We start from the raw sequence: 19,767 nt of genomic DNA, 5'->3' as shown, positions 1-19,767 counted from the left end.
TCGGGAGATTCCATGCAGGTTCGAGGCAGACGCCACAAACGCAAGCCGGTAGCCGAGATGAACGTCGTACCTTATATCGACGTCATGCTCGTACTTCTGGTGATTTTCATGGTCACCGCACCGATGCTGAATCAGGGGGTCAAGGTAGACCTGCCTCAGGTATCCAGCGAGGTGCTGCCTTCGGATAGCAATCAGCAGGTGCTGACGTTGTCGGTGCTGGCTGACGGGACCTATTACTGGAACCTTGGCGAGAGCGTCGACACTGAAACCCAGAGTGACACCGCGGTCTCGCTCGAGCAGATGATCGAGGGCGTGAGCAAGATCATTCGCGCCCGACCTGACACCCAGGTGTACATCCGCGGTGACCAGGCGGCCAATTACGGTGTGGTGGTCTCGGCGATGGCCGGGTTGCAGCAGGCTGGCGTGCCCAATGTCGGGCTGATTACCGAGGCGCCGTGAACACACGCGAAGATCAGCCGCGCGAAAGCGGGTCCGGACGGTACGCAGCCCCGGCCATAAAAGCCGTCGCGCTTCACGCGGCGGTAGCGGCGCTGCTGTTCGTTTCGTTTTCCTCTGCACCGGAGTTCGAGCCGGCCAAGCCGATCGTGCAGGCCCGACTCGTTCAGCTAAACTCGAAAAGCCCGGCGACCACACAAACAAACCAGCGTATAGCCGGTGAGGCGGAACGAACTGCTGCGCCGACTCACGAGGCTGAAGAGCTCGAGCGCAAGAAGGCAGAACAGCAGGAAGCACAGGAAGCTGCCAGCCGCGCTGCAGCGGAAAAGGCGCGCCAGGAAGCGGCCGCCGCAGCACAGGCCGAGCGGCAAAAGCAGGTGGCAGCGGCAAGAGCCGAGGCGGAAAAGACTGCCAAGGAAAAAGCTGAAGCCGAAGCCAAGCGTCAGGCCGATATCGCTCGCAAGCGTGCTGAGGAAGAGGCCAAGAAAAAGGCTGCGGCTGCCGAAGCGGCGAAGAACAAGGCTGCGGAAGAAGCCAAGCGTAAAGCCGCGGAGGAAGCCAAGAAGAAGGCGGCCGAAGATGCCAAGCGCAAGGCAGCCGAGCAAGCCAAGAAAGAAGCCGAAGCGGATCGGATCGCCCGCGAAAAGCGCGAACAGGAACAGGCTCGCGCCAAGGCGTTGTCCGAATTGCTGGCGGAAGAAACGCAGTATCAGCGCGCACAGGCAGATCAGATTGGTGACGAGGTCGCGGCCAGTTACGACGATGTGATTCGCCGCTATGTCAGCGAGCAATGGCGTCGGCCGCCAACGGCTCGAAACGGGATGGTAGTGGAAGTTCGGATCAGCATGCTGCCTACTGGCCAGATCACTGATGTTGTGGTCACCCGTTCGAGTGGCGATGCCGGCTTCGACCAGTCTGCGGTGCAGGCTGTCAAAAACGTGGGTCGGATTCCAGAGATGCAGCAACTGTCTCGGGAAAACCCGGCCACCTTCGATCGTGAATATCGGAACAAGCTTTTGCGATTCAGACCAGAGGACTTATCGTTTTGATGACTTCAAAGAAACTCGGCGGACTGTTCATCGCACTGGTTATGCTCTGCTTTGCCGCTTTTGCGCAGGCGCAGAACGTAATCGAGATCACTCGCGGTACCGATCGGGCCACTCCCATCGCCGTCGTCCCCTTCGGCTGGAGCGGTAGCACGCCACTGCCGGAAGATCTCGCACAGGTCACCAGCGCCGACCTTTACCACAGCGGTATGTTCGCGCCGTTCGATCGGCAGAATATGCTCAGTTACCCGACACGGGCCGAGGAGATCTTTCCTCGTGACTGGAAAGTACTGGGGGTCGATTACGTCGTGGCCGGTCGGGTTACGCATGATGCCGCGGCCGATCGCTACGAGATTGCCTTTCACCTGTACGGTGTCGCCCGCGAAGAATTGCTGATGTCCAAAACAGTCAGCGGTTCGCGTAGCCAGCTGCGTGATCTTGCACACCATGTCAGCGACCAGGTTTTTGAAGAGCTGACCGGCATCCGCGGTGCGTTCAACACCAAGCTGCTGTACGTCGCCGCGGAGCGCTTCTCGGTCGACAATACTCGCTACACCTTGCAGCGCTCGGATTACGATGGCGCCCGCGCGGTGACCTTGCTGCAGTCGCGCGAGCCGATCCTGAGCCCGACGTACGCGCCGGACGGACAGCGAATCGCCTATGTATCGTTCGAATCCAGACGCCCCGAGATTTTCGTACACTATGTGCAAACCGGTCGGCGTGAACGCATAACCAGTTTCCAGGGGCTCAACGGCGCACCCGCCTGGTCACCGGACGGAAATCGGCTGGCATTCGTGCTCTCACGCGATGGCAACCCGGAGATATACGTGATGAATCTCTCGACCAAGGAAATGCGTCGGGTCACCAATCATTTCGCGATCGACACCGAACCCACCTGGATGGACAACGAGACGATCGTGTTCACGTCGGACCGGGGCGGGCGCCCGCAGATTTACAAGCAGAACATCAACACGGGCGGAACCGAGCGGCTGACCTTCGTCGGCAACTACAACGCCAATGCCAAGCTGTCAGCCGATGGCCAGACCATGGTCATGGTCCATCGCCAGGATGGCTACCAGAACTTCCGTATTGCTGCGCAGGATCTCAAGCGCGGCAATTTGAAGGTATTAACAGAAACGTCGTTGGACGAGTCACCCACTGTCGCGCCCAACGGCACTATGTTAATTTATGCTACCCGTCAACAGGGACGGGGCGTCCTCATGCTGGTCTCTACCAATGGTCGTGCACGGTCGGCAATCCCGACTCAGTTCAGCGACCTGCGCGTACCATCATGGTCCCCATACCTGCCTTAGGGTGCCAACACCAAACCATGGGGTTTTCAGGAGTTTTAAGATGCAAGTTATCAAGTTCGGCAAGTTTGCAGCTCTGGTTGTAGCTTTCGGCGTAGTTGTGGGTTGTTCCTCCAAAGGTGGTGACGCCGCAGGTACTGGCGCTGTCGATCCGAACGCCGGTTACACCAGCAGCGCCCCGACCTCCTCCGGCAGCGACATGAACAGCGAAGAAGCTGCTCTGCGCGCCATCACCACCTTCTACTTCGAGCTGGACAGCTCCGAACTGAAGCCGGAAGCCATGCGCGCTCTCGACGTTCATGCTCGTGATCTGAAGTCTGGCAACAACAACGTCGTTCTGGAAGGTCACACCGACGAGCGCGGTAGCCGTGAATACAACATGGCTCTGGGCGAGCGTCGTGCCGCTGCCGTTCAACGTTACCTGGTTCTGCAGGGCGTTTCTCCTGCTCAGCTGGAACTGGTTTCCTACGGTGAAGAGAAGCCGGCTGCTATGGGTTCGGACGAAGAGTCCTGGGCTCAGAACCGTCGCGTAGAACTGCGTAAGTAATAAGCATGAAAAAGGGACACAGGGGTTATCTACTTGGTCTGGCGCTGTTGCCGCTCTCGGTTGCAGCTCAGGTTCCGGTGTATGACGGCAGCTCGGGTGGTTACCAGAGCGGCCAGTCGTCGGCCCCTGCGTCCTCGCAGTCTGCAGCTGGCCTCTCGTTAGAGGGCCAGCTCATGCAGCAGCTCTACCAGTTGCAGCAGGAAGTTTCGATGTTGCGTGGTCTGGTTGAAGAGCAGGAACATCGCATCAAGCAGATGGAGCAGAACCAGCTCGATCAGTATCAGGATATCGACCGTCGCCTCTCCGCTTTGTCGAGCGGTAGTGGGCAGACTCAATCACCCACGGCTCCCGAGACGTCGAATGGCGATGGCGCCATCGATGCACGGGCTCCGCTGCCGGCTCCGGTTGGCGATTCAGCAGCTCCGGCCGACCCGGCTCGAGAGAAGCTGATGTACGAAGCTGCGTTTGACCTGGTCAAGCAGCGGGATTTCGAAAAGGCCGCCATGGCGTTCAGCGCTTTCGTTCGTCGCTACCCAAACAGTGAGTATGCCGGGAACGCGCAATATTGGCTCGGCGAAGTCTACCTGGCTCAGTCCGATCTTCAATCTGCCGGCAAGGCTTTTGCTCAGGTCCCGGCTCGTTACCCCGGCCACCGCAAGGAGGCTGATGCGCTGTACAAGCTCGCCGACGTCGAGCGGCGTCTGGGCAATTCACAAAAGGCCCGTGATCTGTATCAGGAAGTGCTATCCAAGCATCCGAACACCTCTGCTGCGCAACTTGCGCGCCGGGACCTCGAATCGCTCGGCTAGATCCGCCCTGTTTTTTTATCCCGCCTCGGCTAAACTAGGCGCCTTCTAAACCGTAGCCCGCTGCGATCGCGCATTTCGATGCGTTGTTGCCTCTTGCGGGCTTTGAGGGCCTCTGCCTGTTTAGCAGTCCAGCCCGGGATCATGCGATGCCAGACCAATCGAATCCGACTCTCCGGCTCACGGAGATTTTTTATTCTATCCAGGGCGAAAGCCGCACGCTCGGCTTGCCGACCGTCTTCGTACGGCTCACCGGCTGCCCGTTACGCTGCAATTACTGCGATACCGCGTACGCCTTCAGCGGTGGCGAGGTGATGTCCCTCGACGCAATCCTCGACAAGGTTCGGTCTTTCTCCCCGCGGTACATATGCGTCACCGGGGGCGAGCCGTTGGCTCAGCCCAACTGTCTGACGCTTTTGCAGCAGCTTTGCGACGCAGGTTACGAGGTTTCGCTGGAAACCAGCGGTGCTCTGGATGTATCCGGAGTCGATACGCGCATCAGTCGCGTGATGGACCTCAAAACGCCGGACTCCGGCGAAGCGCACCGTAACCTCTACACCAATGTCGAGCATCTGGGGTTGAATGATCAGGTCAAGTTCGTGATCTGCAGTCGCGACGATTACGATTGGGCGAGATTTCAAACCGATCGGTTCCAACTGCCGGGCAGGGTAGGGGAGGTTCTGTTCTCGCCAAGCCATGGTCAGGTCGAGGCTCGCCAATTGGCAGAATGGATCGTCGCAGACAATCTCCCGGTCCGCTTTCAGATGCAACTGCACAAATACCTGTGGAATGACGAGCCGGGACACTGATATGACGTATCCAGATGAACGCAAGGCGGTCGTGTTGCTTTCCGGCGGCCTAGACTCGGCCACTATACTCGCCATGGCTCAGGCCGAAGGCTATGTCTGTTACACGATGAGTTTCGACTATGGCCAGCGGCATCGCGTCGAACTGGATGCTGCGGCCATCATCGCCCGTGCCGCAGGGGCCGCGGATCATAAGGTCATCGGCCTGAATCTCGATGGCATGGGAGGATCGGCGCTGACCGATCCAGGCATTGCAGTGCCTGAATCCGAACAAGCCGGTATTCCGGTGACTTACGTGCCGGCCCGCAACACCGTGTTTCTGTCGCTGGCGTTGGGTTGGGCGGAGGTGCTTGGAGCGGCGGACATCTTCATCGGGGTCAACGCGGTGGATTACTCTGGTTACCCGGATTGTCGCCCGGAATTCATCGAGGCGTTCGAGCGGGTCGCCAATCTGGCCACGCGCGAAGGCGTCGAAGGAGAGGGTTTTACGATCCGTGCGCCTCTGCAGCAAATGAGCAAGGGCGAGATTATCCAGGCCGGGCTCGCTCGGGGGGTCGATTACAGCCTCACGGTTTCCTGCTACCAAGCTGACGACCAGGGTCGCGCCTGCGGTCGCTGCGATAGCTGCCGCCTGCGCTCGGCGGGATTTGCGGCAGCTGGGGTGGTCGACCCTACGCGATACGCGTAGCGGAAAAAAGTTGTTGAATTCCTCCGCAAAATCAGTACTATAGCGCGCGTTCCGGGTCGTTAGCTCAGTTGGTAGAGCAGTTGGCTTTTAACCAATTGGTCGTAGGTTCGAATCCTACACGACCCACCATCTTCCCTTCGACGCGTTAGCCTTTCGCGACGAAGGGGCAGCAGGCGCCACCCCTCCATATCAATCAAGCGGCGGTCAGTGCTTGGTCGCTGCTAGTAGCTGCTTCTTTTTCTTTTCCATGCGTTCGCCGAGCTCGGCCAGCTGCTCTTTGCTCAGAATCTTCTCCGCTTCGGGGAACATGTCGCTTTCCTCTTCCTCGATGTGGTGTTCCAGCAGCTCCTTCAAAACCTTGATCCGCCCGGAAAACTCAACAGTACCCACGTCGGTTTTCTTGAGGTCTGGAAGTACCAGTGCTTCTACCGCACGGTGCTCTTCCTTTGCTTCGTGATAGGTCTTGGCTTCGTCTTTGCCCCCCGCTTCCTTGTAGGCCGGATAGAAATCCTCTTCTTCGATCTGCGTGTGGGCGTGCAGCTCCGCTTCGATCTGAGCAAGCAGTTCGGTCCGCTTCTTCACTGCCCTGTCAGTCGTGTCGGTGATCTCGGTAAGCAGTTTCTTGAGTTTTTCGTGGTCTTGGATAAGTAGTTCTGTCGCGTTCATTTTTCTTCTCCTCATCACGTAAACCTGCTTCAGACTGGCTAAAGCAGGCATCGTCACGGTTCCGTGTTGATCGATCAGGACAGGGCGCTTTTTAGGTGATCGCGCAAGAGCCCCTTGATCGTCGCCAGGTGCCTTTCTTCCTGGGCCAAGGCCTTCTTGAAATTTGCGGCTATATCTTTCTGGTGAGCCTGTTCCGCGAGCTCGATCAACAGCTCCCAAGCGGCGTTATCCGCCAGCTCAACAGTCAGCAACGCGTTCAGTGACTGGGGAATATCGGTACGCGGGTCAGTCAGGACCTGCATTACGCCGAGCGCAATAACCCCGGACACGTCAGCGTCGGGAGTCATTGCAGTTGGGTCGGCGCCGAGCTTCTCCAGAGCAGAAACCAGCAACTGGAAGTGTTCTTCCTCGTCGTTGCGAATCTGCTGGAGGGTGGTCACCAAGCCTTGGTCGACCTTCTCCGCGCCCTGAACCTTGGCCAGCGTTGCCTCGTACAACCGCACCCCGGTGCGCTCGTACGCCAATCGCTCACCAAGCTTGTTGATCAGTACTTCAGGGTTTTTACCCATCAGCTTTTCAAAGGTGCTCTTGAGCATGCCTTTCGCAGAGCCCGGCACCGGCACCGAGCCAATGCGGCCGGCGTTGCCAGTGACTTCCTTGCGTGCGATCAGGAGCTGGGAAGCGTTGCCTGGCACGTCCGGCGGAAAGTGCTTCAGTGCATCAAGCTGCCGTTCGGTGTCCTTGGGTGACATCTGGGCGCCCGTGAGGTTGTGCCCCATTTTCGATCCAGCGTTAGTCATGACGGTCTCCTACTTAGCCTTGTTGCGTGCGAGTTCGGTACCCGGATACCAGGCATAGCCAGCCGACGCGATGTCGGCGGGGATGCCCTCGGAGTTCATCTGGTTACGGTATTCCAGAGACAGCGGGCTTTCATCGATCTTCCCGACGTATTGAGTGCCGGAAGCGCGCATATCGACCTCTTCCGCGAGCACCTTGCGCACAAAGTCGCGCTGGCTCTTGAACTGAACCATGTCAGGAAGCGTCCCGCCGAGAATTTCCGCTGGGTCGCGGCGCTCCATTCGCTTGAACAGATCGCATACAAGATTCAAGTGGCCGAGCTCGTAGTCCAGGAAACGCTCCCACATGGCCTTGATGCGCGGGTTGTCTTCCTGTTCGGCACAACTTTTGTAGTTGTAGACCTCCATGGCCTCGTGAATCATCCATTTTTCGAGGAATGATTCGCTTGGGTCTTTGAGCGAGCCGTACTGAGTGACGTGCTGCTCTTCGACCGATGCGATCTCCGCATACAGTTGACGAGCCACCGGATCGGCGAATAGCGGGCCGATATTCATGTAGTAATCGTGGGTCTGGAATTCGGCGGCGGTGATCATCGCTGCGTGAATCTTGGTGATCAGGGCTGCTTCTTCCTTGTGGTAGTTGTCCCTCAGATCGCTCTCGGGTGCGCGGTGATGCTCAGAAGTCGGCCTACCGGGAACGATGTCGGTGTAGCCCTGCAGGATGTTGTTCGCATCCTTGCCTTCGAGCCGGTCAAGCATGGCTGAGTAACGATAAAGGTGGTCAAAATCTTCCAGCAGCCCGTATCGATACGTCTGGGCCTGGTAAGGATCTGGCTCGGTTTGCGCCACGGCGGCGGTCACTTCGATCGCGACCTGCTCATAGGCCACCGTGGTCTCCAGCGGCGAATGATCAGATGAAAGCAGCCAGTTGATACTGGTCATCTGATGCTGTTCTACACGCCGCACCTGTGCCAAAGGCAGCTGAAGCTCCTTGTTGAACATCGCACCGAAGTGCTTCAGTCGCAACGCATCCTGCTCGATGCCGTTCATCAGAATGACACGTACTCGGGTGAACGCATCGTCGTCCAGCTTGCTGATCGGTTTGCTGGAGATATCTTTCCAAGTGAACGTCTGCTTCTCCAGCGGGACGCCCTGGTTATCTAAAATTCCGGATAATCCGTGCATGGATGCCTCCTCAGGCATAGGCAATATATGATCAAAGCTAGGTAGAAGTCTGCGATGCGCAACTGCCGAATGCGGCACGCAATCCACTCACAGATAGAAGGGTAATGTTGAGAGATGGTTCAGAGTTTTTTTATATATAAAATAAATTAGCTCGATAGCTTCCGCTAAACGGTCGGCAATAGCGCATGACGATACTGTATTGATATCAAATCACCACTAATGCGAACTATCGCTGACTCGGTGAACTAAACTTCATGGAATGTTTCCTAATAAGGATGAGGAATCCCGATATCTGGAGAGTCGCCAATGAATATCAATGATTCGAAAGTGAAGAACCTTGTCGACTGGTTGCGTGACGCTCACGCGATGGAGCAGCAGGCTGAGACTATGTTGAAAGCGCAGTCTGAGCGTCTCGAACACTATCCGCAGTTGCGAGCACGCATTGAGGAACACATTACCGAAACGCAGGGTCAGCGCCAGTTGCTGGAAAAATGCCTTGCACGCTTCGATGCCAGTCCTTCTACGGTCAAGGATCTCGGCGGAAAGCTAATGGCATTCGGTCAGGGTATTGGCGGCAGCATCATGTCCGACGAAGTGGTCAAGGGTGCAGCCATGGGCTACGTGTTCGAGAATCTCGAGATCGCGTCCTATACGGTACTCATCGCGGCAGCCAAGGACGTCGGTGACGTCGAAACCCAGCAAGCTTGCGAACGGATCCTCGAGCAGGAGGTCGCTATGGCGCAATGGTTGAGAGACCATCTGCCTGAAGTCGTACACGCATTCCTTGCCAGGGACGCAGACCCGGACGCGGTCGCCAAGCGATGAAAGCATGGCTGACGGCCCATTTGGCCCGTCATACCCGAAGGACACTGGCGAAGACATTGAGCTTCGCGGTCGTGCACTTCACTGTCGCCTTTGCCGTGGCTTATTGGCTCACCGGTAGCGTCATCACAGGTGGCTTGATTGCGCTGATCGAGCCTGCGTGCAACACCGTCGCCTATTTTTTCCACGAGCGGCTTTGGCAGCGTTTCGGCTCCAGTCCCTCTCCAGCTAAAGGTTACGGTCACGGCAACCTGCTGCAACAGAAGGAACGGTGATCCAACTGTCGACTCCTGAACCTCTACTTAAGTGACCTGTCACTTGAGTAGACGAAGGAGCCGTCGAGTTTTCAATCCGACGAACAAGAGGTACACATATGAATCAAGTACAGTCTTCCCAGGGCGGCAATCCGCTCGACAAAATCAAGTCCGTGGTCAACGGCCCGAACAACGTGCAGGGAATGGAGCGTGCTGCTTCGCTTGCCGGCGGGGCTCTGTTGGTTTTCCGTGGTATGCGTCGAGGTGGGATTTTCGGCCTCGCCAGCATGGCGATGGGTGCGGCAGCGCTTATGCGCGGTTCGACCGGCCATTGCGAAATGAAGCAAAAGCTGCAACAGCGCAAGGCCTGAACAGCGCCTGCGCGACGTACGACTTCCACCAGACCAGGAGAATAACCAATGGCTGCAGACAACGTTAAAGACGTCATCTCTACGCTGAACAATCTCATCGAAACGAGCAAGGACGGCGAAGCCGGGTTCAAGGATTGCGCCGAAGACATCCAACGCCAGGACCTGAAGAGCCTCTTCACCTCGCGGGCTCAAGAGTGTGCGAAGGCCGCTGCAGAGTTGCAGGCGATCGTTGTCCAGCTCGGGGGTGATCCGGAAGATAGCACCAGCATGAGTGGCGATATGCATCGTCGCTGGGTCGACATCAAGGCAGCCGTCACTGGCAAAAGTGACGAAGCGGTGTTGAGCGAATGCGAGCGCGGCGAAGACGTGGCCAAGAAGAACTACAAGCAAGCGCTTGAAAAGGATTTGCCACCGGAGATCCGTGCTGTGGTTCAGCGCCAGTATGACGGCGTGCTGCGTAACCATGATCAGGTCAAGGCGTTGCGCGATTCCGAGCGTGCCAAGAGCTGACGGCATAGTCGTTCCGCGAGAGAAAAGGGCAGCTTGGCTGCCTTTTTCTTTGGCTGAAAATTAGCCATGAAAAAGGGCGCCGAAGCGCCCTTTTTCTTCTACAGCGGATTAGTTGCCGCCGGTGTTGCCCTGGCCAGAACCACCGCTGGTGTTGTTCATGCCAGTGTTCGAACCGCTACCGCCGTTTCCGGAGTTGTTGTTGCCCCCGTCTTCTGCGCCGGTCTGGGTCTGCAACTGCTTGGCTTCGCCGTAGTGATCTCGCAGCATGCCCAGCTGATCGGAAGCCCACTTCTTGAGCTCTTCGTCTTGCAGCTCCTGTGATGCCTGTTCGTAGATCTCGATGGTCTGCTCGTGCGCTACGACCTGATTATTGGCATAAGCCTGGTCGAAATTCTCACCTTCGCGCAACTGGAGAATCATCGCCTTGCCGCGATCCATCAGCGTGGCGTCATCAGGAAACTCGATGTTTTTCTTCTGAGCCATCTCCTTCAGCTCTTCATTGGTAGAACGATGATCTTCAATCATCTTCTGGGCGAACTGGTTCACTTCTTCAGCCTGACCCCGCTCAAGCGCCAGTTTGGAGGTCTCAATTTCAGCGAAGCCCTTTTCAGCAGCGCTGTCTACGAATTCTTCTGCTTCCATTGCCCAGGCCGAGCTGGCGGCGAAAGACATTGCGACGGCAAGTGCTCCGGTTTTGAACATATGTGCTGTCTTCATAATTCATTCCTTATCTGGTAATGAGCGTTTTCAGACTTGAGGTCGGCGCCATTTCGATACGCTCGGTGGTCTCTGTCTGTTCGACTCTTGGGTGTAATCGTGCTGAACGAGTACAAAGCCATGGAAGAGTGCCTGGGTAAGGCATAGGCGAAAGAAGTTCCTTCGCCTTCTTCAGGCTGTGCGAGCAGAGTCACCCACTCAGTTATTTTGAGTGGCCCTGGGGTTAAAAGTTCGAGATGCGAAATTGCGAAATCGGACACGACTGGAAGATCGTTCTCCGACCGGCGGACTTGCAACGACGTCGATTGCAATGTCTCGTTGATATGATATTGATTCGTCAATGATTGTTGTTTGTCGCCAGTGCGCAGAGTTAGTTATTGCGCCGCATTTTTTCAGTCGGAATATCTCTAAATCGTCCGCGAACGTTTCACTGCATATACGCTTCAAAACATGTGAGCGCTTCCGTTGCGCTCGACAACCTGAACATCAGAGGATTTTGAACATGGCTCAACATCAAGGTGGTAAAGGTAACTTCGCAGAAGATCGGGAGCGTGCGGCAGAGGCGGGGCGCAAAGGTGGGCAGCAGAGTGGAGGCAACTTCAAGAATGATCCCGAGCGCGCGTCTGAAGCCGGCCGCAAGGGCGGTCAAAACAGTCAGAGCGGACGTAGCGGTAGTCAGTCTGGTCAGTGAATGAAATAGCGGAAGCAGGACGCTTCCGCTACAGGTTCCCGGTTTACTCCAGTCCCTGCTCCGCTTCCTGACTGCCGATGTAGCTTGCATCGGTTTGCGCAGCTCTCCACATATGTTGAAAGATGAACGCGTTGCTCACTACCACCAGGAAGCCGACCGCTACGATGCAGGCGGCATAGAAGCGAGTTTCGTCGGTGCGCTTGAGGTGCATGAAAGCGGGCAACCCCTTGAACAAAAGAACAATGGCCCACGCGGTGGTGACGAAAGCGCCCCCGACGATCAGCAGTCGATACGGAAACGCCCCAACGATTCCCCCGAGCATCAGCGGAAGCGATACGAAAGTAATGAATGCCATCCCTCTGGCAAGCGTCGGGCGGCCTGGCGTCCGAAATAGCACCCACCGGGTGATGAGTCCCATGACTCCAACGCCGAAAACAAAGCCTACATAAACCAGAATAGCTAGCGTGAGAGCACTGGAGTTCGTCAGCAGATGAGTGTCCTGGCTTCCGAACAGCTCCCAGCCCACATGGGCCGTGCCAATGTAAATACAGATGGCAGGAATCAGACTGAACAACAGCAGAACCGGGACAAAGCTCCAAGGATGCGCATCAGCATGATCGCGCAGCCGGCTCCATCCAGTTGCGGGGGAAAACAGCACTCCAGGCACGTCTTTTAGCATCTCAAGCTCCTTGGGTCCGTTGCGAAATGAGAAGTTCGCCATACCTCTCTTGACTGGCCCGACGGAAGGTAAGTTCATGTAGGCATCCGCGTCGGGTTGTCGCGAGAGGGGCGCTGGCGATTGATGCGCTGCGCGTCGTGATACAATGCGCGCTCATCCCCCTCTATGGTTCGATCAATGTCTCAGATTCCCGAGCGTGTACTTGTACAGGCCCATCTGGCGGCAAAGCAGCCGCCGGTGCTGAGCGAAGCAGAGCAGGCCGACTATTGCGCCCGCATCGCCGCGAGTCTCAAGGAGCGGGACGCGGCGCTCGTCGCTCACTATTACACTGATCCGATGATCCAGGCGCTGGCCGAGGAGACCGGCGGGTGCGTGTCCGATTCGCTGGAAATGGCGCGTTTCGGCAAGGAGCATCCGGCCTCGACGCTCATCGTCGCCGGAGTGCGCTTCATGGGCGAAACTGCGAAGATCCTGAGCCCGGAAAAGCGCATCCTCATGCCAACCCAGGAAGCGACCTGCTCGCTGGATATCGGCTGCCCAATCGACGAATTCTCAGCGTTCTGCGATCAGCACCCTGACCGTACCGTCGTCGTCTATGCCAATACGTCGGCAGCCGTGAAGGCTCGCGCCGACTGGGTCGTCACGTCGAGCTGCGCCCTTGGCATCGTCGAGCATCTGATGGACCGCGGCGAAAAGATCATCTGGGCACCGGATCAGCATCTGGGTGGCTATATCCAGAAGCAGACCGGTGCAGACATGCTCTTATGGCAGGGATCGTGCATCGTCCACGAAGAGTTCAAGGCCAAATCGCTGCTGGATCTCAAGGAGGTGTATCCCGATGCCGCGGTGCTGGTGCATCCGGAATCGCCAGCATCGGTTGTCGAACTGGCGGACGTGGTCGGCTCGACCAGCCAGCTCATTCGTGCGACGCAGACGCTGCCCAATCCAACCTTCATCGTCGCGACCGACCGCGGGATTTTCTACAAGATGCAGCAGGCTGCGCCGGATCGACGGCTCATCGAAGCGCCTACCGCTGGCAACGGCGCAACATGCCGCAGTTGCGCTCACTGCCCGTGGATGGCCATGAATACCTTGCCGAGGGTGCTGCAAGCGCTGGAGCAAGGTACCGACGAGATCATCGTTCCGCCGGAGCTTATCCCACGCGCTGTCAAGCCGTTGGACCGTATGTTGTCGTTTACCCGGAATGCGAATCTGGCGGTAGCCGGCAACGCCTGATGCGCTGGCGGGCCGGGTTACAGGCTTTCCAGCAGCTTCCGCTTGCGCGCCAGCTCTTCCTGGCGCGCGGCGATTCTTGAGCTCTTCACGAAATTACCTTCGGCACGCTTCGCCGCCAGCTCCAGCTGTTGAGCGGCCTGATCGAGGTCGCCGGCGAGCATGAAGTATTCGGCCCGTGCGGTATGTACGCCGAGAATGTCGCCGGCAAGACCGCGCACTTCAGCAACCATGTACCAGACATCGGCGTCCTCCGGCCGCTGGCGAGCCAGTGCGTCATAAACGGCTTGTGATTCCTCATACCGCCGTGCACGCAAAAGAGTATCTGCCTTGGCTTCGAGTAACGGGTAGTTCTCCGGGTTGACTCTGAGCAGTTCTTCGATGCGCTCGAGTGCCGAAGCGTAGCGTCCGCGAGCCACGTCCAGCTCTACCTGCGCAAGGTTTATCGCGATGTTCTTACTGCGCTCGGCGAGAAGCGGCTGCAGTGCCTCGCCAGCTTCGTCCAGCTGACCGCCCCGGGTCAATGCCAAGGCGAGTCCGTAGCGCGCCGCCGCGTGATCGCCGGAATGTTCGTCGAGTAACGTCCGGAAACGGCGCGCCGCGAGCCCGGGACTCTGTTCGTAGTGCAGTTGGACGCGCGCCCGGATCATCTGGTAGTTGACGCTGTCGCGCGTGCCATCGGCGCTGATTTGCGCGGCGCGGTTCTTGGAATCGGCGATCCGCGTCTGGCTTACCGGGTGGGTGAGCAGAAACTCCGGCGGGTTGCGGTCGAACTGGCTGAGCCGCGCCAGGCGCTCGAACATGGCAGGCATGGCCTGCGGGTCATAACCTGCCTGCTGAAGATTGAGAAGGCCAAGCCGATCAGCTTCCAGTTCGTTCTGACGGGAGAAACGGCGTTGTTCCTGGATCGCGGCTGCCTGCGTCGAGGCCATCGCGGCGAAGCCCGCGTCGCCTCCGCCAGCCGCGGCGAGAATCACACTGGCGAGCATAGCGGTCATGACAGGGATGCGCATCCGCTGTTGGGCTTCCAGATTCCGGGCGAAGTGTCGCTGCGACAAGTGCGCAAGTTCGTGCGCCATTACCGAAGCGAACTCTGCCTCGCTCTGTGCATGCAGAAAGAGACCGCCATTGACGCCGATCACGCCGCCCGGCGCGGCGAACGCATTCAGCTGGGGGCTGTCGATGGCTACAAAGGTGAGACGTTTATCCGCGAGCTGGCTGGTCTCGGCAAGCTTGAGCACTCGCTGCTCGACGAAGTCCTTGAGAATCGGATCATCCAGTGTTTTGACCGCGCCGCGCAGCATCGACAGCCAGGCCCGGCCGAGCTGATATTCCTGTTCCTGCGACATGAATGACGAACTGGTGTCGCCAAGCGAGGGCAGGTCCGATTCGGCGCTGAACCCGGGTGGCGACAGGGTGAAAAGCGCCGGTACCAAAAGCAGCTTGAGCGTGGCTGCCAGCACGGCTTTCTTGCCTAGCATGGGGTCTTGACCTATGCAATACGGATATCCGCCCCGAGAGCGGCAGGGTTATACTGAGGCACCTTTCAGGAGTCTGCAAATGGTAGTTGAAACAGAAATTGCGCAGGTCGACGAGTACCTCGATGCGCGCGGCCTGGCATGCCCGATGCCGTTGCTGAAGACCAAGCTTGCGCTCAATGCGATGCGGTCCGGGCAGGTGTTGAAGGTCAGCGCGACCGATGCGGGGTCAGAGCGGGACTTTCAACGTTTTGCCGAGTTGTCGGGCCATGCCTTGCTCCGCTCCGAGCAGGCGGCAGGTGAATATCATTACTGGCTGCGTAAAAACTAAATGCTACGAATTTTTCAGAACTGGATTCACCGATATTTCTCTGACGAAGAAGCAGTCGTTCTGGCTGTCCTGCTTTTGCTCGGTTTCGCCATCGTCATCAGTTTCGGCGACCGAATCGCACCGCTCCTGACCGGCCTTGTCCTGGCCTACCTCCTGCAAGGTCTGGTCACCCGGCTTCGGCAGTGGCAGGTTCCGCACAAGTTGTCGGTATGGATCGTATTCCTGCTGTTTCTCGGTGCGCTGGGGGCGCTGATCGGAGTGATCATTCCACTGGTCTGGAAACAGATGTTCACGCTGTTCAACGAACTGCCGCGCATGTTCATCGAATGGCGGGCGCTGCTCATGCACCTGCCCGAGCGCTATCCGACGTTTGTTTCCGAGGATCAGGTCGAGAGGGTGATTCAAACTGCGAGCGGGGAGCTCGGCCTGTTCGGGCAATGGTTGCTGTCACAGAGCCTGGCCAGCGTTCCGATGCTTCTGACCATTCTGGTTTACCTGATTCTGGTGCCCATCCTGGTGTTTTTCTTCCTCATGGATAACCAACAGATATCCGAATGGCTCAAGGCGAGACTGCCCCGCGAGCGCCGGCTGATGAACAACATCGCCACCGAGATGAACCAGCAAATCGCCAACTACATACGCGGGAAGGTGCTCGAAATCGTCATCGTCGGGACCGTGAGTTATATCTGTTTTGCGGTTCTCAAGGTCAACTATGCTGCGCTGCTTGCGGTCATCGTGGGAATTTCGGTACTGGTGCCCTATATCGGCGCGACCGTAGCGACCATTCCCGTCGCGCTCATCGGGATCTTCCAGTGGGGGCTGGGCAACGAGTTCATGGTGCTGATGATTGTGTACGCGGTGATTCAGGCTCTGGATGGGAATGTGCTGGTGCCGATCCTGTTCTCGGAAGCTGTGAATCTGCATCCTGTGGCGATCATTGCCGCTGTGCTGATTTTCGGTGGCCTGTGGGGCTTCTGGGGGGTATTTTTCGCTATTCCGCTGGCGACGCTATTCAAGGCAGTGCTCTATGCATGGCCGCGAGGCGTGGAGGCTGACATCGAAATCCCGCAGGAAATCGAAGCCAGCTGATCTCGCCTCGGGCAGGGCGGTTCAGGCTAACGCTCGAACCGCCTCGAGTACCTGGTCGACATGACCCGGAACCTTGACCTTGCGCCATTCATGCCGCAGCACGCCCTGAGCGTCGATCACGAAAGTGCTGCGCTCGATACCTTCGTATTGCTTCCCGTACATCTGCTTCAGTCGAATCACGTCGAACAGGCGACACAGGCTCTCATCGCTATCGCTGATCAGCTCGAACGGAAACGCCTGCTTCTGCTTGAAGTTCTCATGGGTACGAAGGCTATCCTTTGATACCCCGAATACCAGCGCGCCCGCGTCCTCGAACTCCCTGTACAGGTCTCGAAACGCCTGCCCCTCGGTGGTGCAACCGGGCGTGTTGTCTTTCGGGTAGAAGTACAGGACGACCTGCTTCCCGGCCAGCTCGGCAAGGTTGATCGTCTGCCCGCTGGTAGCCTGCGCGGTAAAATTCGGTACGGTGCTGCCCAGTTCGATGCTCATGTCTTGCGTCTCGTGATCAGTGGAGGGGGCGCCAGGGTTCGATGACTGCGTCCAGGTTGAGCTCGTCGCAGAAGTCCAGGAACTGCTCGCGCAGCCAGCTCAGCTGCATCTTGCCTGGAATGGCGATGGTGAGCGTCAGGTTGAGCATGGGGGTGCCGGTGTGCTGCGCCTGGTAGGTGAAGCTGAACATCTCTTCGATGTCGATGCCCAGTTGCTGGAAGAACAGGCATAGCTCGGCAATCAGCTCCGGTCTCTGGGCTGCTGTCACGAATACGTTGTACGGCAGCGCCTGAGGTCTTTCGTCCAGGCTCTGGCTGCGGCTCATCGACAGCGTGAAGTGCTCGCGGCGTGCCAGCGCAGGCAGCAGGCTCTCCAGCCGGGCCAGTGCATCCCAGTTGCCACTGACTTGCAGTACCAGGGCGGTAGAGGTGCCATGGCGACTCATCCGGCTGCTGACGATCAGGCAACGTTGTTCCATGCACAGCCGTGTGAGCAGGGTGGCAAGCGCCGTAGTTTCCTGGCCCATGGCGGTGATCACCAGGAATTGGTCCTTCTGGCCGGCAGGTTGCGACATGATCATCCTCGGAAATGGCGTTCGGATGCCGGTGAAAGCGTCGCTTCGCCGGCTGTTGGCGCCTATTGTCCCCCGTCACGGGTCGGCGGTTCAACCTCCGCTTCGGAGCCCGCTATTTACCGGCTTTGCCGGGTCCGCTCCTTGTGCTGCTGGCGGCGCGAAAGTACCATTGCCGATTAACGTTTCAAGTGGAGCAGTTGCATGATTTCAGGCAGCCTGGTGGCGCTGGTTACACCCATGGATTCCCGAGGCGGCCTGGACTGGGTAGCGCTCGAGCGCCTGATCGATTTCCATCTTGAACAAGGTACCGACGGCATCGTTGCGGTGGGCACCACCGGCGAGTCCGCGACGCTCGACATGACCGAGCACAAGGAAGCGATCCGCCGCGTGGTCGAGCAGGTTGCCGGGCGTATCCCGGTGATCGCCGGCACGGGCGCCAACTCCACCCGTGAGGCGGTCGAGCTCACCGAAGCGGCGCGAAGTGTGCGGGCCGATGCCTGTCTGCTGGTCACCCCGTATTACAACAAGCCGACGCAGGAAGGTTTGTATCAGCACCATCGGTATATAGCCGAAGCCGTCGCGATTCCCCAGATCCTTTATAACGTCCCCGGCCGTACCGCTTGCGACATGCTCCCCGAAACGGTTGACCGCCTGGCAGGGATCCCGAACATCGTCGGGATCAAGGAAGCGACCGGAGACCTTCAGCGTGCACGGGAACTGATCGACCGCGTGGCCGACCGCATCAGCGTTTACTCGGGTGATGATGCCACCGCTGCCGAGCTCATCCTTTTGGGCGGCAAGGGCAACATCTCGGTGACCGCCAACGTGGCGCCGCGGGAAATGCATGAGCTTTGCGCCGCTGCGTTGGCCGGCGACGCCGATACTGCGCGGCAGCTCAATGAAAAGCTGATGGTATTACACAAGATGCTGTTCATCGAATCGAACCCGATTCCGGTCAAATGGGCCCTGCACGAAATGGGTCTGGTCGGGGAGGGCTTGCGCCTGCCACTCACTCCCTTGAGCGCGCGCTGCCATGAACCCGTCCGCGAAGCGCTGCGTCAATGCGGCCTGCTATGAATGAACTACGCCACGTATCGAGCAAGGAAAACAAGATGAAGGCAGTGTTGGGTCCGCTGGCAATAGGCGTAATGGCTGCCAGTCTTGGTGGCTGCGGTTATGTTTTTGGTGAAGACGGTTACTTTCGTGATCGCGGCTCCGACTATCAGTTGGCAACGGTCGAGCCTCGGATGGATATTCCCGACGGCGTCGATAGCAAACCGATAGGCGATCTGCTGCCCGTACCGGGGCAAGTGGAGGCGCGGTCCGGCAAGTTTGAAACGCCTCGTCCGCAACCAATGCAGGTAAGCGCGGGTGGCCAGGACTTCTCCGTGCAGCAGGATGGCTCACGCCGTTGGCTCCAGGCGCAGCGTTCTCCCGCCGAGACCTGGGCACTGACTCAACAGTTTCTCACCGACTACCAGATCGAGCCGGCGCGTGAAGCCGCTGACCTGGGCGAGATCGAGACCGAGTGGCTCTCGTTCGAGCGACAGAATGCCAATCCGCTCGTACGCCGACTGATTCCCGCTGTGAGCGAAGGTCGCCGCACCGACGGTCAGGAGCAGCGGCTGCGTATCCGCATTGAACCTGGCGTACGCTCAGGTACCAGCGAAGTGCATGTCCTGCAGATGGCGCGGAGCGAAGGGGGCGATTTATCGGAATGGCCGGAACGCTCGCATGATCCGAAGGTGGAAAGCGCAGCGCTTGCGGAACTGGAGACCTATCTCAATCAGAGCGGTGATAGCGATGTCGCCTCGCTGGCCGCTTCGCGCATTCCCATCGCGCAACGCAGCGAGCTGGTACGCGACGGCGCCGGTAATCCGGTGCTGCGCATGTCAGTCGACTTCAACCGTGCCTGGGCTGCTGTGGGTAACGCGCTTGAGCGCTCCGAAGTCGTGGTCAGCGATCTAAACCGTAGCGCTGGCGTCTATTACGTCGATCTGTCGCAAACGGTCAGCGAGCGAGAGAGCCGGGGTTTCTTCTCACGGCTGTTCCGCCGCGACCAGACCGATGATGAGCAGTCAGAGCCGCGGATCCAGGTGCGCCTGACCGAAATCGGCGACGAAATTCAGGTCACCGTGGACCAGGGCATCGAGACTGCCGCTGACGCTGAGTTGTCTCGTGACCTGTTGACGCGCATTCGCGACAACCTGAGCTGAGGAGGG

Annotated in this window: 25 protein-coding genes and 1 tRNA gene; 18 read left to right on the top strand and 8 right to left on the bottom strand. The window is 58.3% G+C overall.

Features of this window, described 5'->3' with window-relative positions; translation table 11 throughout:
- The first annotated feature begins 12 nt into the window (after window positions 1-12).
- The 8 genes from tolR to BLT85_RS10140 all read left to right on the top strand — a co-directional run bounded on the left by tolR (window position 13) and on the right by BLT85_RS10140 (window position 5,788).
- Window positions 13-459 (top strand): protein TolR, encoded by a 447-nt coding sequence (gene tolR / locus BLT85_RS10175; protein ID WP_093394116.1) that lies wholly within the window; start codon window positions 13-15, stop codon window positions 457-459.
- Window positions 456-1,505, top strand: a complete 1,050-nt coding sequence (gene tolA / locus BLT85_RS10170; protein ID WP_093394113.1) for a cell envelope integrity protein TolA — start codon at window positions 456-458, stop codon at window positions 1,503-1,505. The genes tolR and tolA overlap by 4 nt, the downstream gene beginning before the upstream one ends.
- Window positions 1,505-2,815: a Tol-Pal system beta propeller repeat protein TolB gene (gene tolB / locus BLT85_RS10165; protein ID WP_407920144.1), complete on the top strand. Its 1,311-nt coding sequence runs from the start codon at window positions 1,505-1,507 to the stop codon at window positions 2,813-2,815. Before tolA ends, tolB begins: the two co-directional genes overlap by 1 nt.
- Window positions 2,816-2,855: 40 nt before the next feature.
- On the top strand, window positions 2,856-3,359 hold the full coding sequence (gene pal / locus BLT85_RS10160) for a peptidoglycan-associated lipoprotein Pal (protein ID WP_093394111.1): 504 nt from the start codon (window positions 2,856-2,858) through the stop codon (window positions 3,357-3,359).
- A gap of 5 nt (window positions 3,360-3,364) precedes the next feature.
- The gene (gene ybgF, locus BLT85_RS10155) at window positions 3,365-4,168 is read left to right on the top strand and encodes a tol-pal system protein YbgF (protein ID WP_093394108.1); all 804 of its coding nucleotides are present in this window, start codon (window positions 3,365-3,367) and stop codon (window positions 4,166-4,168) included.
- 146 nt (window positions 4,169-4,314) lie between these two features.
- A complete protein-coding gene (queE, locus tag BLT85_RS10150) occupies window positions 4,315-4,974 on the top strand; it encodes a 7-carboxy-7-deazaguanine synthase QueE (RefSeq protein WP_093394105.1) in 660 nt (219 codons plus the stop codon).
- A complete protein-coding gene (gene queC, locus BLT85_RS10145; protein ID WP_093394102.1) occupies window positions 4,955-5,659 on the top strand; it encodes a 7-cyano-7-deazaguanine synthase QueC in 705 nt (234 codons plus the stop codon). Before queE ends, queC begins: the two co-directional genes overlap by 20 nt.
- Before the next feature lie 53 nt (window positions 5,660-5,712).
- Window positions 5,713-5,788 (top strand) — tRNA-Lys (locus BLT85_RS10140).
- Window positions 5,789-5,863: 75 nt separating this feature from the next.
- On the opposite strand, the gene BLT85_RS10135 is transcribed toward BLT85_RS10140, so the two are convergent.
- The 3 genes from BLT85_RS10135 to BLT85_RS10125 form a co-directional block, all read right to left on the bottom strand.
- A complete protein-coding gene (locus BLT85_RS10135; RefSeq protein WP_093394099.1) occupies window positions 5,864-6,325 on the bottom strand; it encodes a hemerythrin domain-containing protein in 462 nt (153 codons plus the stop codon).
- Between the two features lie 74 nt (window positions 6,326-6,399).
- A complete protein-coding gene (locus BLT85_RS10130) occupies window positions 6,400-7,125 on the bottom strand; it encodes a DUF892 family protein (protein ID WP_093394097.1) in 726 nt (241 codons plus the stop codon).
- A 9-nt stretch (window positions 7,126-7,134) separates the two neighbouring features.
- Window positions 7,135-8,307 (bottom strand): hypothetical protein, encoded by a 1,173-nt coding sequence (locus BLT85_RS10125; protein WP_093394094.1) that lies wholly within the window; start codon window positions 8,305-8,307, stop codon window positions 7,135-7,137.
- Window positions 8,308-8,613: 306 nt separating this feature from the next.
- Here BLT85_RS10125 and BLT85_RS10120 point away from each other — a divergent pair, with 306 nt between their 5' ends.
- From BLT85_RS10120 to BLT85_RS10105, 4 genes are all read left to right on the top strand, one after another.
- Window positions 8,614-9,132, top strand: a complete 519-nt coding sequence (locus BLT85_RS10120; protein WP_093394092.1) for a ferritin-like domain-containing protein — start codon at window positions 8,614-8,616, stop codon at window positions 9,130-9,132.
- Complete coding sequence (locus tag BLT85_RS10115; protein WP_093394089.1) at window positions 9,129-9,404, top strand: DUF2061 domain-containing protein; 276 nt, start codon at window positions 9,129-9,131, stop codon at window positions 9,402-9,404. Before BLT85_RS10120 ends, BLT85_RS10115 begins: the two co-directional genes overlap by 4 nt.
- Before the next feature lie 98 nt (window positions 9,405-9,502).
- Window positions 9,503-9,754, top strand: coding sequence for a YgaP-like transmembrane domain (locus BLT85_RS10110; protein ID WP_093394086.1), 252 nt, complete (start codon window positions 9,503-9,505; stop codon window positions 9,752-9,754).
- A 48-nt stretch (window positions 9,755-9,802) separates the two neighbouring features.
- Entirely contained in the window at window positions 9,803-10,264 is a 462-nt protein-coding gene (locus BLT85_RS10105; protein WP_093394084.1) for a PA2169 family four-helix-bundle protein, read from the top strand.
- 108 nt (window positions 10,265-10,372) lie between these two features.
- On the opposite strand, the gene BLT85_RS10100 is transcribed toward BLT85_RS10105, so the two are convergent.
- Window positions 10,373-10,981, bottom strand: a complete 609-nt coding sequence (locus BLT85_RS10100; protein ID WP_093394082.1) for a DUF4142 domain-containing protein — start codon at window positions 10,979-10,981, stop codon at window positions 10,373-10,375.
- A gap of 502 nt (window positions 10,982-11,483) precedes the next feature.
- Between BLT85_RS10100 and BLT85_RS10095 the strand changes: the two genes are divergently transcribed.
- Complete coding sequence (locus BLT85_RS10095) at window positions 11,484-11,672, top strand: con-10 family general stress protein (protein ID WP_093394079.1); 189 nt, start codon at window positions 11,484-11,486, stop codon at window positions 11,670-11,672.
- Window positions 11,673-11,715: 43 nt separating this feature from the next.
- Here the strand turns inward: BLT85_RS10095 and BLT85_RS10090 are convergent, their stop codons facing one another.
- Entirely contained in the window at window positions 11,716-12,351 is a 636-nt protein-coding gene (locus BLT85_RS10090; RefSeq protein WP_157718167.1) for a Yip1 family protein, read from the bottom strand.
- 177 nt (window positions 12,352-12,528) lie between these two features.
- Between BLT85_RS10090 and nadA the strand changes: the two genes are divergently transcribed.
- Complete coding sequence (nadA, locus tag BLT85_RS10085) at window positions 12,529-13,587, top strand: quinolinate synthase NadA (RefSeq protein WP_093394073.1); 1,059 nt, start codon at window positions 12,529-12,531, stop codon at window positions 13,585-13,587.
- 17 nt (window positions 13,588-13,604) lie between these two features.
- Here nadA and BLT85_RS10080 read toward each other — a convergent pair whose 3' ends face one another.
- Window positions 13,605-15,065, bottom strand: coding sequence for a M48 family metalloprotease (locus BLT85_RS10080; RefSeq protein ID WP_093394071.1), 1,461 nt, complete (start codon window positions 15,063-15,065; stop codon window positions 13,605-13,607).
- A 79-nt stretch (window positions 15,066-15,144) separates the two neighbouring features.
- On the opposite strand from BLT85_RS10080, the gene BLT85_RS10075 reads away from it, so the two are divergent.
- The gene (locus tag BLT85_RS10075) at window positions 15,145-15,393 is read left to right on the top strand and encodes a sulfurtransferase TusA family protein (RefSeq protein ID WP_093394068.1); all 249 of its coding nucleotides are present in this window, start codon (window positions 15,145-15,147) and stop codon (window positions 15,391-15,393) included.
- Window positions 15,394-16,482, top strand: a complete 1,089-nt coding sequence (locus BLT85_RS10070) for an AI-2E family transporter (protein ID WP_093394065.1) — start codon at window positions 15,394-15,396, stop codon at window positions 16,480-16,482.
- Between the two features lie 21 nt (window positions 16,483-16,503).
- On the opposite strand, the gene BLT85_RS10065 is transcribed toward BLT85_RS10070, so the two are convergent.
- Complete coding sequence (locus BLT85_RS10065; RefSeq protein ID WP_093394062.1) at window positions 16,504-16,971, bottom strand: peroxiredoxin; 468 nt, start codon at window positions 16,969-16,971, stop codon at window positions 16,504-16,506.
- A gap of 16 nt (window positions 16,972-16,987) precedes the next feature.
- Complete coding sequence (locus BLT85_RS10060; RefSeq protein ID WP_231701462.1) at window positions 16,988-17,551, bottom strand: glycine cleavage system protein R; 564 nt, start codon at window positions 17,549-17,551, stop codon at window positions 16,988-16,990.
- A gap of 195 nt (window positions 17,552-17,746) precedes the next feature.
- Between BLT85_RS10060 and dapA the strand changes: the two genes are divergently transcribed.
- Entirely contained in the window at window positions 17,747-18,622 is an 876-nt protein-coding gene (gene dapA, locus BLT85_RS10055; RefSeq protein ID WP_093394057.1) for a 4-hydroxy-tetrahydrodipicolinate synthase, read from the top strand.
- 35 nt (window positions 18,623-18,657) lie between these two features.
- Window positions 18,658-19,761, top strand: a complete 1,104-nt coding sequence (gene bamC / locus BLT85_RS10050; protein ID WP_157718166.1) for an outer membrane protein assembly factor BamC — start codon at window positions 18,658-18,660, stop codon at window positions 19,759-19,761.
- Window positions 19,762-19,767: the final 6 nt, after the last annotated feature.

It is taken from the genome of Halopseudomonas xinjiangensis, assembly GCF_900104945.1.
Classification (GTDB): Bacteria; Pseudomonadota; Gammaproteobacteria; order Pseudomonadales; family Pseudomonadaceae; genus Halopseudomonas; species Halopseudomonas xinjiangensis.
Note: the sequence above shows the minus strand (reverse complement) of the source record. Positions and strands in the feature narration are given on the sequence as shown.